15 protein-coding genes and 3 tRNA genes are annotated in these 18,232 nt (G+C 65.9%); 9 read left to right on the forward strand and 9 right to left on the reverse strand.

Annotation, left to right across the window (positions count from 1 at the left end; translation table 11 throughout):
- The 4 genes from HH302_RS07455 to HH302_RS07470 form a co-directional block, all read right to left on the reverse strand.
- Nucleotides 1-127: GTP-binding protein (locus HH302_RS07455; RefSeq protein WP_253946095.1), on the reverse strand; the 127-nt coding region annotated here is incomplete at its 3' end.
- Between the two features lie 72 nt (nt 128-199).
- Nucleotides 200-274: transfer RNA gene (locus tag HH302_RS07460), tRNA-Thr, on the reverse strand.
- A 12-nt stretch (nt 275-286) separates the two neighbouring features.
- Nucleotides 287-360: transfer RNA gene (locus tag HH302_RS07465), tRNA-Gly, on the reverse strand.
- A gap of 59 nt (nt 361-419) precedes the next feature.
- Nucleotides 420-504 (reverse strand) — tRNA-Tyr (locus tag HH302_RS07470).
- Between the two features lie 325 nt (nt 505-829).
- Between HH302_RS07470 and HH302_RS07475 the strand changes: the two genes are divergently transcribed.
- The 7 genes from HH302_RS07475 (at nt 830) to yfcF (ending at nt 10,043) form a co-directional block, all read left to right on the forward strand.
- On the forward strand, nt 830-4,411 hold the full coding sequence (locus HH302_RS07475; RefSeq protein ID WP_172200846.1) for an indolepyruvate ferredoxin oxidoreductase family protein: 3,582 nt from the start codon (nt 830-832) through the stop codon (nt 4,409-4,411).
- 193 nt (nt 4,412-4,604) lie between these two features.
- Nucleotides 4,605-6,128 carry a diguanylate cyclase gene (locus HH302_RS07480; protein ID WP_172200849.1) on the forward strand — a complete coding sequence of 508 codons (1,524 nt, stop codon included), beginning with the start codon at nt 4,605-4,607 and terminating at the stop codon, nt 6,126-6,128.
- Nucleotides 6,129-6,230: 102 nt separating this feature from the next.
- Nucleotides 6,231-7,073, forward strand: coding sequence for a methyltransferase domain-containing protein (locus HH302_RS07485; protein WP_253946069.1), 843 nt, complete (start codon nt 6,231-6,233; stop codon nt 7,071-7,073).
- Between the two features lie 35 nt (nt 7,074-7,108).
- Entirely contained in the window at nt 7,109-7,777 is a 669-nt protein-coding gene (locus tag HH302_RS07490; RefSeq protein WP_172200851.1) for a hypothetical protein, read from the forward strand.
- A 66-nt stretch (nt 7,778-7,843) separates the two neighbouring features.
- Complete coding sequence (locus HH302_RS07495) at nt 7,844-8,305, forward strand: PhaM family polyhydroxyalkanoate granule multifunctional regulatory protein (RefSeq protein ID WP_172200854.1); 462 nt, start codon at nt 7,844-7,846, stop codon at nt 8,303-8,305.
- Entirely contained in the window at nt 8,302-9,399 is a 1,098-nt protein-coding gene (locus HH302_RS07500) for an FIST N-terminal domain-containing protein (RefSeq protein WP_172200857.1), read from the forward strand. The genes HH302_RS07495 and HH302_RS07500 overlap by 4 nt, the downstream gene beginning before the upstream one ends.
- Before the next feature lie 17 nt (nt 9,400-9,416).
- A complete protein-coding gene (yfcF, locus tag HH302_RS07505; protein WP_172200860.1) occupies nt 9,417-10,043 on the forward strand; it encodes a glutathione transferase in 627 nt (208 codons plus the stop codon).
- A gap of 5 nt (nt 10,044-10,048) precedes the next feature.
- Here the strand turns inward: yfcF and HH302_RS07510 are convergent, their stop codons facing one another.
- Nucleotides 10,049-10,942 carry an AEC family transporter gene (locus HH302_RS07510; protein ID WP_172200863.1) on the reverse strand — a complete coding sequence of 298 codons (894 nt, stop codon included), beginning with the start codon at nt 10,940-10,942 and terminating at the stop codon, nt 10,049-10,051.
- Between the two features lie 126 nt (nt 10,943-11,068).
- Here HH302_RS07510 and HH302_RS07515 point away from each other — a divergent pair, with 126 nt between their 5' ends.
- Both HH302_RS07515 and HH302_RS07520 read left to right on the forward strand, forming a co-directional pair.
- Nucleotides 11,069-11,545, forward strand: a complete 477-nt coding sequence (locus HH302_RS07515; RefSeq protein WP_172200866.1) for a VOC family protein — start codon at nt 11,069-11,071, stop codon at nt 11,543-11,545.
- Nucleotides 11,546-11,653: 108 nt separating this feature from the next.
- On the forward strand, nt 11,654-13,255 hold the full coding sequence (locus tag HH302_RS07520) for a hypothetical protein (RefSeq protein ID WP_172200869.1): 1,602 nt from the start codon (nt 11,654-11,656) through the stop codon (nt 13,253-13,255).
- Between the two features lie 240 nt (nt 13,256-13,495).
- Here the strand turns inward: HH302_RS07520 and accC are convergent, their stop codons facing one another.
- The 4 genes from accC to meaB all read right to left on the reverse strand — a co-directional run bounded on the left by accC (nt 13,496) and on the right by meaB (nt 18,223).
- Nucleotides 13,496-15,484, reverse strand: a complete 1,989-nt coding sequence (accC, locus tag HH302_RS07525; RefSeq protein WP_172200872.1) for an acetyl-CoA carboxylase biotin carboxylase subunit — start codon at nt 15,482-15,484, stop codon at nt 13,496-13,498.
- Nucleotides 15,477-15,602: a hypothetical protein gene (locus HH302_RS22600; protein WP_256378331.1), complete on the reverse strand. Its 126-nt coding sequence runs from the start codon at nt 15,600-15,602 to the stop codon at nt 15,477-15,479. The genes accC and HH302_RS22600 overlap by 8 nt, the downstream gene beginning before the upstream one ends.
- Before the next feature lie 21 nt (nt 15,603-15,623).
- Nucleotides 15,624-17,156, reverse strand: a complete 1,533-nt coding sequence (locus HH302_RS07530; protein ID WP_172200875.1) for an acyl-CoA carboxylase subunit beta — start codon at nt 17,154-17,156, stop codon at nt 15,624-15,626.
- Nucleotides 17,157-17,248: 92 nt separating this feature from the next.
- Nucleotides 17,249-18,223, reverse strand: a complete 975-nt coding sequence (gene meaB, locus HH302_RS07535) for a methylmalonyl Co-A mutase-associated GTPase MeaB (RefSeq protein WP_371814619.1) — start codon at nt 18,221-18,223, stop codon at nt 17,249-17,251.
- Nucleotides 18,224-18,232 lie beyond the last annotated feature (9 nt).

Consider the following 18,232-nt stretch of genomic DNA (forward strand, 5'->3'; position numbering starts at 1 on the left):
CGCCGCCAAACTTGGCTGCCAGCACGGTCGTGATTGCTGCGGTCAGCGTGGTCTTGCCATGGTCAACGTGACCGATGGTCCCGACGTTCACGTGCGGTTTCGTCCGCTCGAATTTTTCCTTGGCCATGTCACTACCCCAGATGTCGTAATAAAAACCCGGAGCGAGGACATCTCCCTGCACCGGGCCAACAGAAACGAATGGTGCCCTTGACGTGGATTGAACACGTGGCCTCTCCCTTACCAAGGGAGTGCTCTACCACTGAGCTACAAGGGCACTGCAATAACTTGGAGCGGGTGAAGGGAATCGAACCCTCGTCGTAAGCTTGGAAGGCTTCTGCTCTACCATTGAGCTACACCCGCAGGCCGACGACTTTCGCCGCCCGCCTTGTCACTTACTACCGCAACAAGGCCGAAATACTTGGTGGAGGGGGAAGGATTCGAACCTTCGAAGGCAGAGCCGTCAGATTTACAGTCTGATCCCTTTGACCGCTCGGGAACCCCTCCCCGTGCGAAGCCAGCTACTTTAGAGAGACAGAGAAGCTCTGTCAACCCGATTTTTGAAATAGGCGAAAAATAGTCGTCGTGGGCCATCTCTCCCCGACGTGGATTGGCGCTTCCCGCCCCACTTCCTATAGTGGATTGACGACCTCCATCGAGGCGAATTCCCAAACTGTCTCAGGACTGACATTGCGGCGGCGCAGCGTAGCGCACTCGCCGTGACAATCTGCGCCTGGCGTCGAGAGTTTCGACACGAGCGCAAGGCTGCCCATTCAAAAGATGGGATCGGCCGGGCAGAGCAAAAACACGATTTTTGTAGAGGAGACGCCCCATGGCGGAAGCATCGGCCGCCCAGGTCCCCGCACGCGCGGTGAGCCTGGAAGACAAGTACGAGATCACATCCGGTCGGGTTTTCATGACCGGCTACCAAGCGCTGGTTCGGCTGCTGATGATCCAGAAGGAGCGGGATCGGGCGGCCGGGCTCAGCACCGCCGGCTTTGTATCGGGCTACCGCGGCTCGCCGCTTGGAGGCCTCGACCAGACACTCTGGAAGGCCAAGGCGCATCTCAAGAGCCATGAGATCGTCTTTCAACCCGGCGTCAACGAGGACCTCGCTGCGACGGCCGTCTGGGGCACCCAGCAAGTCAACCTCTACCCCGGCGCGAAGTACGACGGCGTGTTCTCGATGTGGTACGGCAAGGGGCCCGGGGTAGACCGTTCGGGCGACGTGTTCCGCCATGCGAATGCCGCGGGCACCAGCCCCAAGGGCGGCGTGCTGGTGATCGCTGGCGACGATCATGCCGCCAAATCCTCGACGCTGCCGCACCAGACCGACCACTTCTTCAAGTCGATGATGATGCCGGTGCTGGCGCCCGCCGGCGTCCAGGAATACCTCGACTTTGGTGTGCATGGCTGGGCGCTTTCGCGCTACTCGGGCTGCTGGGTCGCCTTCAAGGCGCTCGCCGACACGGTTGAGACCTCCGCTTCCGTCGACATTGACCCGCACCGGGTGAGCGTGAAGATTCCGACTGACTTCACGCTGCCGCCGGACGGTTTGAACATCCGCTGGCCGGATCCCCCGCTGGTGCAGGAAAAGCGCCTGCTGCACTACAAGCTGTACGCGGCGCTCGCCTACTGCCGGGCCAACGGGCTCAACCGCATCGTGATCGATTCGCCGCAGCCACGGCTGGGCATCATCACCTCGGGCAAGGCCTACCTCGACGTCCGCCAGGCGCTGGACGATCTGGGTATTGATGAAGCGCTTGCGGCCGAGATCGGCATCCGGCTATACAAGGTCGGCATGGTGTGGCCGCTGGAGTGCGAAGGACTGCGCCAATTCGCCGAGGGGCTGGACGAGATCCTGGTGGTTGAGGAGAAACGTCAGTTGCTCGAATACCAGCTCAAGGAAGAGCTCTACAACTGGCGCGAGGATGTCCGCCCGCGTGTCGTTGGGAAGTTCGACGAGAAAGGTGAGTGGGCTTTTGAGGTGGGCGGCCAGGGCAAGGTGTGGCATGGCGACTGGCTGCTGCCCGCGGCCGGCGAGCTGACGCCGGCGATGATCGCCCGCGCGATCGCAAGCCGAATCGCGCGCTTCCACACCTCCGATCGCATGAAGGCGCGACTCGCCTTCCTCGAGGCCAAGGAGCAGGCGCTGGCGAAAAAGGTGTTCGCGATCGACCGAGTGCCGACCTTCTGTCCCGGCTGCCCACACAACACCTCGACCAAGGTGCCGGAGGGTTCGCGCGCCGTCGGCGGCATCGGCTGCCATTACATGGTGACCTGGATGCACGGGCGCAACACGACCACCTTCACGCACATGGGCGGAGAAGGCGTGACCTGGGTCGGCCAGGCGCCCTTTACGAATACCCGCCATGTGTTCGCGAACCTCGGCGATGGCACCTACTTCCACTCCGGCCTGCTGGCGGTGCGGCAGTCGGTCGCGGCGCTGCAGCGCGCGGCCCTCGGCAACGAGAAGGCGCCGGGCATCACGTACAAGATCCTCTACAACGACGCCGTTGCGATGACAGGCGGCCAGCCAATCGACGGCCCGCTGACGGTGCCGATGATCGTTGCCCAGCTGAAAGCCGAAGGCGTGCATAACCTGGTCGTCGTCACCGATGGCACCGAGCGCGCCTATGGCCCGAGCGATCTGGACCATGTGCCGATGCGGCATCGCGACGAAATGGATGCGGTGCAGCGCGAATTCCGCGAGCTGCCGGGGGTTTCGGCCATCATCTACGACCAGACTTGCGCCGCCGAGAAACGGCGCCGGCGCAAACGCGGCAGCTTTCCAGACCCGCAGCGCCGCGCCTTCATCAACGAAGCGGTATGCGAAGGCTGCGGCGATTGCGGCGTGCAATCGAACTGCATGGCGATCGTACCGGTGGAAACCGAATTCGGCCGCAAGCGTGCGATCGACCAATCGGCCTGCAACAAGGATTACTCCTGCCTCAACGGGTTCTGCCCGAGCTTCGTGACGATCGAAGGCGGCAAGGTACGCAAAGGGCGCGCGCTCGCCGGCCAAGCTACGGAGGGTTTCGCGCTGCCGGCGCCACGGCTGCCGGACACCGCACAACCGTTCGGCATTCTGATCACCGGCGTGGGCGGCACCGGTGTCGTGACAATCGGCGCGCTGATCGGCATGGCGGCGCATATCGACGGCAAGGGTGTCACGGTGCTGGACATGACGGGCCTCGCGCAAAAGGGTGGCTCGGTCTACTCGCACGTGCGGATCGCGAATCGGCCGGAAGACCTGCATGCGGTACGCGTTGCGGCCGGGGAAGCGGACGCCGTGATCGGTGGCGACGTGATCGTTTCGGCATCGGACGAAGCGCTCGCAAAAATGGCCCTGGGCAAGACCCGTGCGGTGGTGAACTGCGCCCAGTCGCCAACGTCAGAGTTTGCGCACAATCCGGACTGGCAGTTCCCGCTCGACAAGATGCAGGCTGCGATTGCGGATGCGATCGGCCCGAACTCGGTGGACTTCCTCGACGCGCAGAAACTGGCCACCGCGCTGATGGGTGACGGCATCGCAACCAATCTGTTCCTGCTCGGCTATGCCTGGCAGCGCGGGCTGGTACCGGTGTCGGAAGCCGCGCTGATGCGGGCGATCGAAATGAACGGGGTGGCCGTCGACATGAACAAGGCTGCGTTCGCCTGGGGGCGGCGCGCCGCGCACGACCGCAGCGCGGTGGAGCGCATCGCCTTCCCGGCACCGGTGATCCCGCTCAAGCCCACGCAGACGCTCGACGAATTGCTGAGCTCGCGCGTCGCCTTCCTCACCGCCTATCAGGACGTGGCCTGGGCGGAACGCTATCGCACCAGGGTCGAGGCCGTCCGCCGCGCCGAGTCGGCCTTGGGCAGTACACGACTCGCCGAAACGGTGGCGCGCAATCTGGCCAAGCTGATGGCCTACAAGGACGAGTACGAAGTCGCGCGCCTCTACACCGACCCGGCCTTCCTTGAGCGGGTCGCCGAGACCTTCGACGGCGATTACCGCGTCAAGCTGCACCTCGCGCCGCCGCTGTGGGCAAAGCCCGACCCGGTCACCGGCAAGATCCGCAAGATCGAATACGGCGCCTGGGTGCTGACTGCGTTCAAGTACCTGGCCAAGCTCAAGGTGCTGCGCGGGGGGCGCTTCGATGTGTTCGGCTACACCCGCGAACGGCGCATGGAACGCGCGCTGATCGCGGAATACGAGGCCGACATCAAACGCCTGGCGGCCGAGCTAACCGCCGAGAAGCTGGATCTGGCGTTGCAGATCGCCGGCTTGCCGGAAAAGATCCGCGGCTTCGGTTACATCAAGGACCGCAACCTTGCCGAGGTGGAGCGCGAACGCAAGGCGCTGTGGCTGCGCTGGAGCCAGTCCGAAGCGGGCGGACGCCCCGCGCTCAAGTCCGTCGAAGCGGCCTGAAGGACGCGGGGCTGGCCGCCCCGCGTCTCAATGGCGTCTGTCGTCGCGGCACGACAGCGCGGGGCATGTCCTGCAGCACGGTTCGGCGATAAGATCAGCAACAGGTGGCCGCGTATAAGCGGCCACCTGCCGACTGCATCGCGTCAAGCCGGTTTGCCGGCTTTGCGCCCGTTCGCCACTCACACCCGTGCCGATGACGACCCTGCCGCCGACGCCCGCCAGCCCACCCGAGCGCGAAACCGCGCGCCCAGACAGTGCGCGCTATGGCGCGGTGTCGATGCGCGCGCTGCTGCTAAACGGCACGCAGCGTGAACGCTTCCTGATCTTCGGCGCCTGGCTCGCCTCCATCGCCGTCAGCGTCGCATTCGGCCTCGCCACGGTGGCTTGGGGCTGGTCCGGCATTCCATTGCTGTTCGGCGGCGTCAAGGTATTCATCACGATCTATCCACCGCTGCTCATCTGCCAGTTGTGGACGCTGTGTTTCGGCTGGTGGTGGGGCGCCGTACCTGCTTACCTGGCGACCCTTGTGCTGGCGCTGTACGCCGGCATGCCACCACATTGGGCGCTGCTGTTCGCCTGCGCCAATCCGCTGGGGTTTGCGGTGTTGAGCCTCGGCTACCGCGCCATGGGCATGTCGCGCGCGCTGCGTTCCCTGCGCTCGTGGCTTTTCTACGTACAGATGAGCTTCGTGGCAGGGGTATTCAGCTCGGCCGGCGCGCTGATCTGGTGTTACACCAACCGCATCGACACGATTGGCCAATTGCCGATCTGGCAGGGCTGGTGGTTGGGCGCCTTCGTGCAAGGCATCGCGATTGTTGCGCCGCTGCTGATGCTGGGCTGGCCGGCGATCGAGCAATGGCAGCAAAGGCGCCCTGCATTGCTGCACCATGAGTCGGCAGACCCGCGCCGCCTTGCCTTGCGCCTCACGCTTGCGGTGGTGGCGGGTGTCGTCGGCTATGGCTTCCTGAGCCTGAGCATGGGTGCCGGCCGCGTGGACGAAACGCTGCGCAGCGGCGAGCTTGCCTTGTTGCCTGCCGCGGCGGAGGTGATGCTCTCGACCACCTGGGTGTTCTTCTGGGTCTTCGCGCTGATCGTGGTGTTCGTTGGCCTCTTCGGCTACAAGGTGTTCGTACGCTGGATGGATGAGACCGACCGCCTCGTCGCGCGCCTGGAGCAAGCCAACAGCGAACTCGCGGTGCTGAGCCGTACCGACGGGCTGACCGGGCTTTACAACCGCGCCACGATCGACGCCCTGCTGCAGGAAGCCTGGCAGCGCGCCAAGCGTTTCGGCGAGCAGCCCTCCAGCCTGCTGATCCTGGATATCGACCACTTCAAGCAGATCAACGACCGCTATGGCCATGCGGTTGGCGACGCAGTGATCCGCAGCGTTGCCACGGCGATACGCGAATCGACACGCGGCGCCGATTCGATCGGCCGCTTCGGCGGCGAGGAATTCATCGTGATCCTGCCGGCGACCGATGCGCCGGGCGCCGAATTCCTCGCAGAACGCATCCGGCTGCGCATCGAGCAGACCGAATTGCGCAGTGCCGCCGGGCCGATTCACTTCACTGTCAGCATTGGCGCAGCAGACTTCCGCGTGCAGGACGACGACGCGACCGCCTGGCTGCGGCGGGCAGACGCGGCGCTCTACCGCGCCAAGGCGGCGGGCCGCAATCGCACGCACTTGGCTGGCGACGCAGAAGTGCACGTCGCCTGAACCGAGCGAAGGCGATCACTGCGCGCGCTACAGCGCGAGCCCGGTCGTCCGGATAACCGCCGCCGCTTGCCTGCCCCCACCGAATTCGGGAACCATGCGGGCATGCAGACGCCCACCTTTCCTGCCACGCGTGCCCTCGTCGCCCAACTGATCGGCGCCTGCTGCGTTGCGCTGTTCGCCAAAACCGGCGTGTTGTTCGGCTTCCCGCTGTTCGCGTTGGCCTGCTTGCAAGGGGTGTTCGCGGCGCTGACCGCGGCGCTGATGCGAATGGACCGCTGGTGGCTGCCGCTACATCTGGTCTTCGTGCCGGCGGTGCTGGTGGTCAGTGGGCTCGGGCTGCCACGCTGGGTATGGGCCGTTGCCTTCGCCGTGCTCGCGCTGGTGTATTGGACGAGCTTCCGCACCCAGGTGCCGTTGTTCCTCTCCAACCGCCGCACGGTCGCGGCGCTGGCCGAGGCGCTGCCGGACGGCCCCATGCGCGTGCTCGACATCGGCAGCGGCACCGGCAGCTTTGTGCGTGCGTTCGCGCGTCTGCGGCCGGAGTCGCAGGTGGACGGCATCGAAGCCGCACCCGGCCCGGCGGCGCTCGCGGCCTGGCTCGCTCGGCGCATTCCGAATGCGGATCTCGCGCGCGGCGACTTCTTTGCGGCGGATTGGTCGGGCTACGACGTCGTCTATGCCTTCCTGTCGCCGGTGCCAATGGCCGAGGTGTGGGACAAGGCGCGCGCCGAGATGCGGCCGGGAAGCGTGCTGGTCAGCAACTCATTCCCGGTGCCGGATGTTGAATCCAGCGGCGTGCTGCAGGTGGACGACCGACGAAAAACTCAGCTTTACTGTTACACGGTTGGTGCCGTTAAAGAGGAAGACGTACCCCGCCGACGGCCGATATGGCCCACCCGGCAGGGCAAGCACAAACGCAATCCGACCCAGCACACAGCCCGCTGAGCCCAAGCCGCCAGCGGCCCGGAGACCTGAACACCATGGCAGAAATCATCTGCATCATCGGCAACAAGGGCGGTACCGGAAAGACCACGTTGTCGCACACGCTCAGCCACGGCCTCACCTTGCTCGGGCGGCGCGCGGCCTGCGTGATGACCGACGAGGATCGCGAGCCGCTGTCGCCGCAGGGGCGACGCTATGTCGTGGCCGACGCCCGTTCGCCGGTTGCGCGCAACAAGGTGGTCGAAAAACTGCGCGATCTGAAGAGCTGGATCGGCGTGCTGGACGGCGGCGCCAACCGCACCGAGACCGACATCCTGCTCTACCAGATGTCCGATGTGGTGCTGCTGCCCTTCCGCGATTCGGCGGAGGATCTGCGCACCGTGATGCGCGATCTCGACCTCCTGCCCAAGGCCTGGGCACTCCCCTCGCAGTGGCCGCGCAACCGCTTCCAGCTCGATGCAGCAACGCGGCTGATCGACACGCTGCCGCTGGAGTTCCGCGAACGCATCCTGCCGCCGTTCTTCGCGCTGTCCTCGTCCAAGCTGCTGTTGCAGGAACGCGTGCCGGAAGATCTGCCGGCGCAGCTCAACAACAGCGCCCGTGCCTTTGCCAAGCAGGTGCTGGCGATCTTCGAGGATCCGCACGACGACGTTGCCGACGCGCTTGAGCGCGCCGCGCTGGCAAGCGAGCTCAACGAGCAGGACTGACAACCGGCGGCCCCCCGCTCGCTGGGCTATGATCGAACGCTACCTCGCACGACACCGGAGAGCGCAATGAGCGGCGAACACACGATGCAGGATCCACTCGAGTTCATGAAGAACCTGTGGGGCCAGATGGGCTTTGCCCTGCCGGGCATGGTCGCACCGACGCTGGATGTGGGCGAACTTGAGAAGCGCATCACCGACCTGAAGGCGGTGGAGGGCTGGCTCAAGATGAACCTGAACATGCTGCAGACCACGATCCAGGGGCTGGAAGTGCAGCGCGCCACGCTCGCCGCGATGCAGGCGATGGGCGAGAGCGCCCGTGCCGCAGCGGCCGCCGCCGCGAACGCGCGCGCAGAAGAGGCCGCGGCACCTGCCGCCAGCGGCGAGGCAGCAGCCAACCCGTTCAATCCCGCAACGCTGTGGCCCTGGAATCTGGTGCAGGCGAGCAAGCCGGCCGAAGCCGCGCCTGAAACCCCGCCGGCCGAGCCGCCGCGCAAGGGCCGCGCGCGCAAGTCCGCGGACAAGCAGTGAGCGTATCGGAAAGCCGCTTCGCAAGCGGCTTTGCGCTGGCAGCGGACTGGCACCTCGCGCTCGACACCTGTCTTGAGCGCCTCGCGCTGCCGGCGGGCGCCAACCTGGGCTTCTGTTACTGGTCCGACCATTTCAACGCCGAGGTGGACGCGATTCTGCAAGCGCTGCAGGCGCGCACCGGGGTCACACACTGGGTCGGCGCCAGCGCACTGGGCCTTATCGGCCGCGAAGGCGCACAGCTCGACGCGCCGGGCATCAGCCTGTTGGTCGCACAACTGCCGCCGGATAGCTTCCGCGTCTTCTCCGGTCGAGCACCCTTGCCGAACGCCCGCGAGTTCGCCGCACACTCGGCGATCGTGCACGCTGATCCGGCCACGCCGGACATGCCGGATCTGGTTCGCGACATGGCGGGCAAGCTCAGTGGCCTGCACCTCTCGGGCGGCATGGCGAGCGGGCGCGACGGCAACCTGCTGATTGCCGACGCGGCCTTCACCGGCGGCCTGTGTGGCGTTGCCTTCGATCGCCGCATCGCGATCCTGGGTGAGCTCTCGCAAGGCTGTCGCCAACTCGGCCCCGCCCGCGTTGCGACCGAAGTTGAGGACAACCTGATCGGCCGCCTTGATGGCCGCCGCTCGGTGGCGGTGTTCCGTGATGCCGTCAGCCCGCTCTACCGCGATGACTTGCGCCGCGCCGCACGGGGCGTGCAACTGGCGCTGTCCGATGAAGCGGACCCGCGCCACTACACCGTGCGCCACATCATCGGCATCGACCCGAACGGCGGGCGGCTGGCGATCGACGACCTGGCCGAGGAAGGCCAGCAGGTGTTCTTCGTGCGTCGCGATGCGGACTCGGCCACGCACGATCTCGACACCATGCTGCTGGCGCTGCGCGAGCGCTGCCCGTCGGCGCCGAAGGCCGCGCTTTACGTCAGCTGCACCGGCCGTGGCGGTTCGCTGTTCGAACGCGACGACAGCGAGGTTGAAGCGATCCAACGCGTCTTCGGCAACATTCCGCTCGCAGGCTTCTTCGCCTCCGGCGAACTGCTCGGTGAGCGCCTCTACGGCTACACCGGCGTGCTAACGCTGTTCTGTTGATCCGACGGAGAATCCCGATGCTGCTCTACGTCGACACGCAATTCGCGTCGCCTTACGCGATGTCCGCCTTCGTCGCTTTGCACGAAAAATCGCTTGCGTTCGAGATGCGCACGCTCGACCTCGCGGCCGGCGAGAACCGCGGCGGCGACTACGCGCGCAGATCGCTGTCGCAACGGGTTCCGACCCTGGTCGATGGCGACTTTTCGCTGTCGGAATCCTCGGCAATCACCGAGTATCTGGACGAAGCCTATCCCGGTGCAGCGCTCTACCCCACGGCGCCTCGCCAGCGGGCGCGCGCACGCCAGGTGCAGGCGTGGCTGCGCAGTGATCTGATGGCCATCCGCCAGGAACGCTCGACCGAGGTGATCTTCTACCGGCCGACGCCGGCGCCGCTATCGGCGGCCGCCACCGCGGCGGCGGAGAAGCTGTTCGCTGCCGCCGAGGTGCTGCTGGCGCACGGTGGCGAGAACCTGTTCGACGCATGGTCGATCGCCGATGTCGACCTCGCGCTGATGCTCAACCGTTTAGTGCTCAATGGCGACGCCGTCCCCGCCGCCCTGGCGCGTTACGCCGCCCATCAGTGGACACGCCCATCGGTACAGCGCTGGCTCGCGCTGAGCCGCCCACCGCTCGAGCAGACCTGAACGCCTCAGGCCGCCAGCGCCAGCAGGAGCGGCAAGCTGAGCATCGCAATCAGCGTGGAGACTGAAATCAACCACGCCACCCCGGCCGCGTCGCCGCCCAGCCGCACCGCGAGGATATAGGCGGACGACGCTGACGGCAGGCCCGCCCAGAGCACCAGCACCGCTCGCGGCGTTCCGCTCAATCCGAAGAGTTGGGCAGCGAACCACGCAATCAGTGGCAGCGCGGCGAGCTTAACCGCCAGCACCGCGGCAGCGGGCACCGGCGAAACCCGCGTTCCCTTGAAACGCAAAGCCGCCCCCACGGCGAGCAAGCCCATCGGCACTGAAGCTTGTGCGAGGCGTGACAGCGCAGCATCGGCCGCCGCCGGCGGGTGCCAGCCGAGCAGGTTGCAGGCGAGCCCAGCCAACGTCGCGAGAATCAAGGGGTTGCGCACAAGCTCGGGCAGCAGCCGCGTCTGCGCGTGCCGCGCCAGCAGCACCACCGACGCCGCGTTCGCAAACGGCACCGTCATGCCACACAGCAGCCCCATGGTCGCCAGCCCCGGCTGACCCAACGCGCTACCTGCCGCGGCAAGGCCGATGTAGGTGTTGAAGCGAAAGCCGCACTGCGCGCGCGAAACCGCTTCCAGCGGCGTGTGCTGGCCAAGCCGCGCAAACAGTACTGAAAGCACGACGCCGCAGGCCATCGTGCCCAAGCCGGCGCCGAACAGCGGCAATGCGGCGCCCGCTTCGATCGGGTTGCGTACCAGCGCGGAGAACAAGAGGGCCGGGAACAGCACGAAGTAGATCAACTGTTCGAGCCCGCTCCAGAACGCCGACGGAAAGCCGGCCAGACGACGCAGCGCGACGCCGAGCAGAATCAGGGCGAAATCGGGGGCAAGCAGGCGAATGCCATCCATGCGTTCATGCTCGCGTGAGGCGCTGCGTCACGGCAATACGCGATTTCCGCAGGCATTTGCGCTGTGTCGGCCGCATGTAAGCCAGCAGCGCTAGAGTGGCTGGATTTCGTCACGAAGGAGTGCGTCATGAGTCGTCCATTCCGCGTCCTCGGCATCCAGCAGATTGCCATTGGTGCCGCCGACAAATCCCGCCTCGCCCACTTGTGGGGCACCTTGTTCGGCCTCGAAAAGACCGGCGATTTCCGCAGCGAGCGCGAAAACGTGGACGAGGACATTTTCGTGATGGGCGTCGGTGTGGCTCGCTGCGAAGTGGACCTGATGCAGCCGATCGACCCGGCCAAGAAACCGCGCGTGGACGAGCCCCAGCTCAATCACATCGGCTTGTGGATCGACGACCTGCCGCGCGCCGTCGAATGGCTCTCGGCCCAGGGTGTGCGTTTCACGCCGGGCGGCATCCGCAAGGGGGCTGCAGGCTTCGACATCACCTTCATCCACCCCAAGGGCAACGAGGCCACCCCGTTCAGCGGCGAAGGTGTGCTGATCGAGCTTGTGCAAGCCCCACCGGAGGTTGTAGCGGCGTTCGACGCGCTCGCGCGCAGCTAGCACCGGCCGCAGTCACCCCCCGACAAGCCGCGTATCATCGCCGCTCGGCCCGCGTGACGCCGGGCCGCGGCGCCATGCATGACGTCGTCCCTGCTGCGGAGTGAAGACATGACACCACGCCCGAACCCCGGCTCAACGCCAGCGCTGCCGGCCTTGTCGATGCCCGAACCGGATCTCGACGAGCATCTGCGCTCCGACCGTGGCTTCCCGTCAGCCTTCCTGCGTGCGATCTGCGCGGTCGCGCTGGAGGATGGCGACGTCAGCCTCGCCGAGTTCGCCGCTTTGGACGAACTGGTGCGCCGCACTGCCGATTCGGCACTCAGCGCAGCCTTGCTGTTACATGGCGTCGAGCATCCGGTGCCGCTGCCCGTGGCGCTCGCCGACCTGCAGCAGGCCAGCAGCAACACCGACACCGCATTGCGTGCGGCAGCCTTCGACGCGGCCCTGCCGCTGCTGCGCCTGCAAGGGGAGCGAAGCCGCGACATCGTCACCCGCTTCGCCGATGCGCTTGGCCACCCGCTCTCCCCGGCCGACCTTGACGCTGGCTCCAACGGCCAAGATGCCCCGCTATGGACCCGCATGACGCGCGGCTCCAAGCGCCTGCTCGACCGCGAAGGTCTCGTCGCTCTGACCGAAGATTGCATCCACCTGACCGGCGATACCGCGCTGCGCGCGCCGCTCGAGGCCTACCTCGACCGCCAGCTGGACGCTGGCGAACTGCGTCGGCAAGTCGAACAGGCCTGCGCGAACGCCCTGCAGCGAATTGACGCCTTCGAAGCCCAGGTGGCTGCACGCGTCGACCAGGCCGGCAACTTGCGGCAAGCCGCGGGCGCGCTGACCACTGAAGCGGAGCAGTTGCGCCGCCAGATCGGGCAGAGGCTGGCCGTGGTCGACGCACGCATCGCGTTCGAGCGACAGACCTTCCGCGAGGATATCGACGAACTGGTGCACGACGCCGGCAACGGCTTCGTGCTGGAAGCCTCAGAACGCCTCAAGACCGACGACTGGACCCAGGCGCGGGTCTGGGAGAGCATCGGCCAGAGCCAGTTCGGCAAGGACATCGAGCGCCGCGTGACCCGCGCGATCGGCCGCCGCGAGGAAGCGCTGCGGCTGATGTACGAGGATCTGCGCCTGTTCCAGGAAGACATGCAACTCACGCGCGTCTCGATCCTCGAACGCCAGCACCACACGCAGTACGCCCAGCTGATTCCGCCGCTGCGGCTTGGCGCGCGGGTGGCAAACGTGGTGGACGATGCCGCGAAGCTGACGCTGGGCGCCGGAGCCTTGTCGATTGTCGGCACCGGCGCGGCGGCCTACCTGCTCGGCAGCGCCGCGGTGTTGCCGCTGGTCGCACCTGCTGCACCGCTGGTCGGTGGCGCGATGGTTGTGGCGGGGCTGGTGAAGTGGTTCAGCGATCCGCAACGGCGCAAGGACAAGGAACTGCAGCATAAGCGCGAGGCCTTCGAGCGCGCGCTGCGCGAGCAGCTTGAAGAGGCGGAACGCTCCTTCACGCAGCAACTCGAACGCATCGGCCGGGCCTTCCACGAGACAGCCGAGAACACGCTGCGGCCGATGATCCTTGAAGGGCAAGCAGCCGAACGCCTCGCCAGCCATCAGGGTCGCCTCGCACGCCAACTGGTTTCGCGCTCACGGCAGGGTTTGAGCCGCATTCGCGCGCAGCTGGGGCAAGCGTCCGACGCGACGGACTGAGACGCTCGTTCCCCGGTAACACCGCCGCACCGGACGCGCTGCCGCCAGAAATGCGAACGGCCGCCCGAAGGCGGCCGTTCCTGAAGGGGGTGCTACCACTACGCTGCAGTAAAAAGAGGGGACCGGCTTAGGGGCCGGCCCCGCCCAAAAGAGGGAGCCCAACTGCAGGCTCCCCTCCCCCTTGATTCCTTTGGTGACCCGGCCGCTCTTTGGCAACTCGGGCTGTGGCGCTTGGCACGCTTATCGGAAGCGCAGGATCGGCTGATCCACTGACAGGCTCTCGCCCTGTTTGGCGAGCACCTCGGCGACCACGCAATCCTGTTCGGCGCGCAGCACATTCTCCATTTTCATTGCTTCGATGGCTGCGAGCCTTTCCCCTGCCTTGACCTCTTGACCAACCGAAACAGCAAGATCGGTCAATAAGCCCGGCATGGGTGACAAAAGGTACTTCGACAGATCGGGCCGGGCTTTGCGCGGCATCAAAGAAAGCAGCTCGGCCGCGCGCGGGGCCAACACCAGCGCAGTGACATTGATGCCTGCGTGGAAGAGTTTCCAGTGCCAGCCATGGCGCTGCACCTGCACCACGATCGGCTCGCCATCCATCCAGCCCTCGAAACGCGGCGCGCCGAAAACCCAGTCGCCCACCAGCGTGTGGCGCAAATCACCACAGCGCACACGCTGGCCGCCTTCGATGTCTTCCAGCTCGACGCTGAAGCAGCGGTCGCGGATCTGCACGATGTACTGCTTGCCGACCTTGCGCGGGTGGCCCGGCAGCTGCGCCGAGATTTCGGTCTCCCGCATGTCGGTACGGCGATACAGCGCGGCGGCCACCGCGGCCATGCGGCTCAGCTCGGCATCTTCCGCCGGCGCGCCGGTGAAGCCGCTCGGGTACTCCTCGGCAATGAACGCGGTGGTGAAATTGCCGGAGCGGAAGCGCGGGTGGCGCAGCAGCGCCGCCTGCAGCGGAATGTTGCTGGCGACACCGCGGATCACGAAGGCATCGAGTGCCGAACGCATGCGGCTGATCGCTTCCTCTCGGCTCGCGCCATGGGTGATCAGCTTGGCGATCATCGAGTCGTAATACATCGAGATCTCGCCGCCCTCATACACCCCGGTGTCGACGCGCACCATACCCGGCATCTCCTGCGGGGGACGGTAGGTCACCAGGCGCCCTGTCGATGGCAAGTAGCCACGGAAAGGGTTCTCCGCGTTGATGCGGCACTCCATCGCCCAACCGTCGCGCTTGATCTCGTCCTGCGTAAAGGCAAGCTTTTCGCCCGCCGCCACACGCAGCATCTGCTCGACCAGATCGAGGCCGGTGATCATCTCGGTCACCGGGTGCTCGACCTGCAGGCGGGTGTTCATTTCGAGGAAGTAGAAGCTCATGTCCTTGCCGACAACGAACTCCACCGTGCCGGCGGACTGGTACTTCACCGCCTTCGCCAAGGCCACCGCCTGCTCGCCCATCGCCCGGCGAACCTCTTCGGTGAGGAAGGGGCTGGGCGCCTCTTCGATCACCTTCTGGTGCCGGCGCTGGATCGAGCACTCGCGCTCCCACAGATAGACCGTGTTGCCGTGCGCATCGCCCAGCACCTGGATCTCGATGTGGCGCGGTTCTTCGACGAATTTCTCGATGAACACACGGTCGTCGCCAAAGGCGTTGCGCGCCTCGTTGCGGCAGGAGGCAAAGCCCTCGTGCGCCTCCTGGTCGTTGTAGGCAACGCGCAAGCCCTTGCCGCCACCGCCCGCGGAGGCCTTGATCATGACCGGGTAGCCGATGCCCTGCGCAATCTTCACCGCCTGCTCGGGCGTGTCGATCGCATCGTTGTAGCCAGGGATGGTGTTGACCTTGGCTTCAAGCGCGAGCTTCTTCGATGCGATCTTGTCGCCCATGGCGGCGATCGAGTAATGCTTGGGGCCGATGAAGACGATGCCCTCTTCCTCGACGCGGCGCGCGAAGTCCTCGTTCTCGGACAGAAAGCCGTAGCCCGGATGTACCGCCTGGGCGCCGGTCTGCTTGCAGGCGGCGATGATCTTGTCACCGACGAGGTAGGACTCCTTCGACGGTGCCGGGCCGATGCACACCGCCTCGTCCGCCAGTTCGACATGGCGCGCATCGCGGTCCGCCTCGGAATACACCGCGACGGTCTTGATGCCCATCTTGCGTGCGGTCTTGATGACGCGGCAGGCGATTTCCCCGCGGTTCGCGATCAGGATCTTGTTAAACATGGCGTGCCTCCGCGGAGAAATCGCCTGCATGCGCTTCGCGCACCATGCAATTTGGCTTCGCCGCTGCGTCGCTGCGCGACTGGTCACCGCGATTCGCGATCAGGATCTTTTCAAACATGTTCGGTTCTCCCCGTCGCAATCAGAGCGGAATGTTGCCGTGCTTGCGCCACGGGTTCTCGAGCTTCTTGTCGCGCAGCATCGCGAGCGAGCGGCAGATCCGCTTGCGCGTTTCGTGCGGCATGATCACGTCGTCGATGTAGCCGCGGTGACCCGCGATGAAGGGGTTGGCGAACTTGGTGCGGTACTCCTGCTCGCGCGCGGCGAGCTTGGCCGGGTCACCCTTCTCTTCGCGGAAGATGATTTCAACCGCGCCCTTCGGGCCCATCACCGCGATCTCGGCACTCGGCCACGCGAAGTTCACATCGCCGCGCAGGTGCTTGGAGCTCATCACGTCGTACGCACCGCCGTAGGCCTTGCGGGTGATCACGGTGACTTTCGGTACAGTGCATTCGGCGTAGGCGTACAGCAGCTTGGCGCCGTGCTTGATGATGCCGCCGTATTCCTGCGTCGTGCCCGGCATGAAGCCCGGCACATCGACGAAGGTGACGACCGGGATGCCGAAGGCGTCGCAGAAGCGCACGAAGCGCGCGGCCTTGATCGAGCTCTTGATGTCGAGACAGCCGGCGAGCACCAGCGGCTGGTTCGCGACGATGCCGACGGTACGGCCTTCCATGCGCGCGAAGCCGATCATGATGTTCTTCGCGTACTCGGGCTGCAGCTCGAAGAAATCGCCCTCGTCGACGATCTTGATGATCAGCTCGCGCATGTCGTAGGGCTTGTTCGGATTGTCCGGCACCAGGGTGTCGAGCGAATCGTCCATGCGGTCCGGGCTGTCGGTGGTCGGGCGCACCGGCACGCCGGCGCGGTTGTTCGCCGGCAGGAAGTCGACCAGCCGGCGCGTCATCAGGATCGCCTCGACGTCGTTCTCGTAGGCGCGATCCGCGACACCCGACTTCGACGAATGCGTCAGCGCGCCGCCCAGCTCTTCCGCGGTCACCTCTTCATGCGTCACCGTCTTTACGACTTCGGGGCCGGTGACGAACATGTAGGAGCTGTCCTTCACCATGAAGATGAAGTCGGTCATCGCCGGCGAGTACACCGCACCGCCCGCGCAAGGCCCCATGATCAGCGAGATCTGCGGGATCACGCCGGAGGCCAGCACATTGCGCTGGAACACTTCGGCGTAGCCGCCCAGCGACGCAACCCCTTCCTGGATGCGCGCGCCGCCGGAGTCGTTGAGACCAATGACCGGCGCGCCGACCTTCATCGCGTGGTCCATGATCTTGCAGATCTTCTCGGCATGCGCTTCGGACAGCGAGCCGCCGAACACGGTGAAGTCCTGCGAGAAGACGAAGGTCATGCGGCCGTTGATGGTGCCGTAGCCGGTGACGACACCATCGCCGGGCACTGTTTGTTCCGCCATGCCGAAATCGTGGCAGCGGTGTTCCTTGAACATGTCCCACTCTTCGAAGCTGTCTTCGTCGAGCAGCAGTTCGATGCGCTCGCGCGCGGTGAGCTTGCCTTTGGCGTGCTGCGCCTCGATGCGTTTCTGCCCGCCGCCGAGCCGCGCGGCACCGCGCTTCTCTTCGAGCTGACGAATGATGTCGTGCATGTGTTCCCCCAGATTGTCGTGTCGCTGCCGGCCATGCCCGCAACGATGCGTCCCCCGACGCGGCGCCGTTCGATACGGCCGACGCCCCGCCCTTACTGCGCAGCCCGACGCAACAGCTCCCCAGCTGCTGCGCCCGGCGTTGTATCCCCACGTTCCACCGCTTCGCTGAGCGCGCCCAAGGCGGCGCGCACCGCGGGATGGGCATCGAAGCGCGCCTTGAGCCCGCTCTCGATCAGCGCCCACATCCATGCCACCGCCTGCGCCCGGCGTTTGGCCTCGAAATCGCCGCTCGCCTGCATCGTGTCGCGATAGCGTTCCACCGTTTCCCAGAAGGATGCGACACCTTCCTGACGCAAGGCTGAAAGCGTGAGCACCGGTGGCGTCCACGCGGCGTTCTGCGGACGCAGCATCGTCAGCGCAGAGCGGATCTGCCCCTGCGCCAGCGCCGCCGCGTTCGGGTCGATATCCGCCTTGTTGATGACGATGAGGTCGGCCAGTTCGATCACGCCTTTCTTGATCGCCTGCAGGTCGTCGCCGGCATTCGGCAACTGCAGCAGGCAGAAAAGATCCGTCATGCCGGCCACGGTCGTTTCGCTCTGCCCGACGCCCACAGTTTCGACGATCACAACGTCGAAACCCGCCGCTTCACATAGCAGCATCGCTTCGCGCGTGCGTTCAGCCACGCCGCCCAGGCTGCCCGACGAGGGCGAGGGCCGGATGTAGGCCTCGATACGCTGTGAGAGGCCTTCCATGCGCGTCTTGTCGCCGAGGATGGAGCCGCCGGTGACGCTGGAACTGGGGTCGACCGCCAGCACCGCGACGCGATGGCCGCGCGCGATCAGCCACAGGCCGAGCGCTTCAATGAAAGTGGATTTGCCGACCCCCGGCACGCCCGAGATGCCCAGCCTCAGCGCCTTGCCGGTTCGGGGCAGCACCGCCTGCAGCAAGGCATCGGCTTGCGCGCGGTGGTCGGCACGGGTGGATTCGGCCAGCGTGATGGCCTTGGCGAGCGCGCGCCGCTCGCCAGCGAGCAAGCGGGCGACGAACACTTCCAAGGCGGCGTCCACGCGGGGCGC

Source organism: Niveibacterium sp. COAC-50, assembly GCF_013184235.1.
In the GTDB taxonomy this organism is placed as follows: Bacteria; Pseudomonadota; Gammaproteobacteria; order Burkholderiales; family Rhodocyclaceae; genus Niveibacterium; species Niveibacterium microcysteis.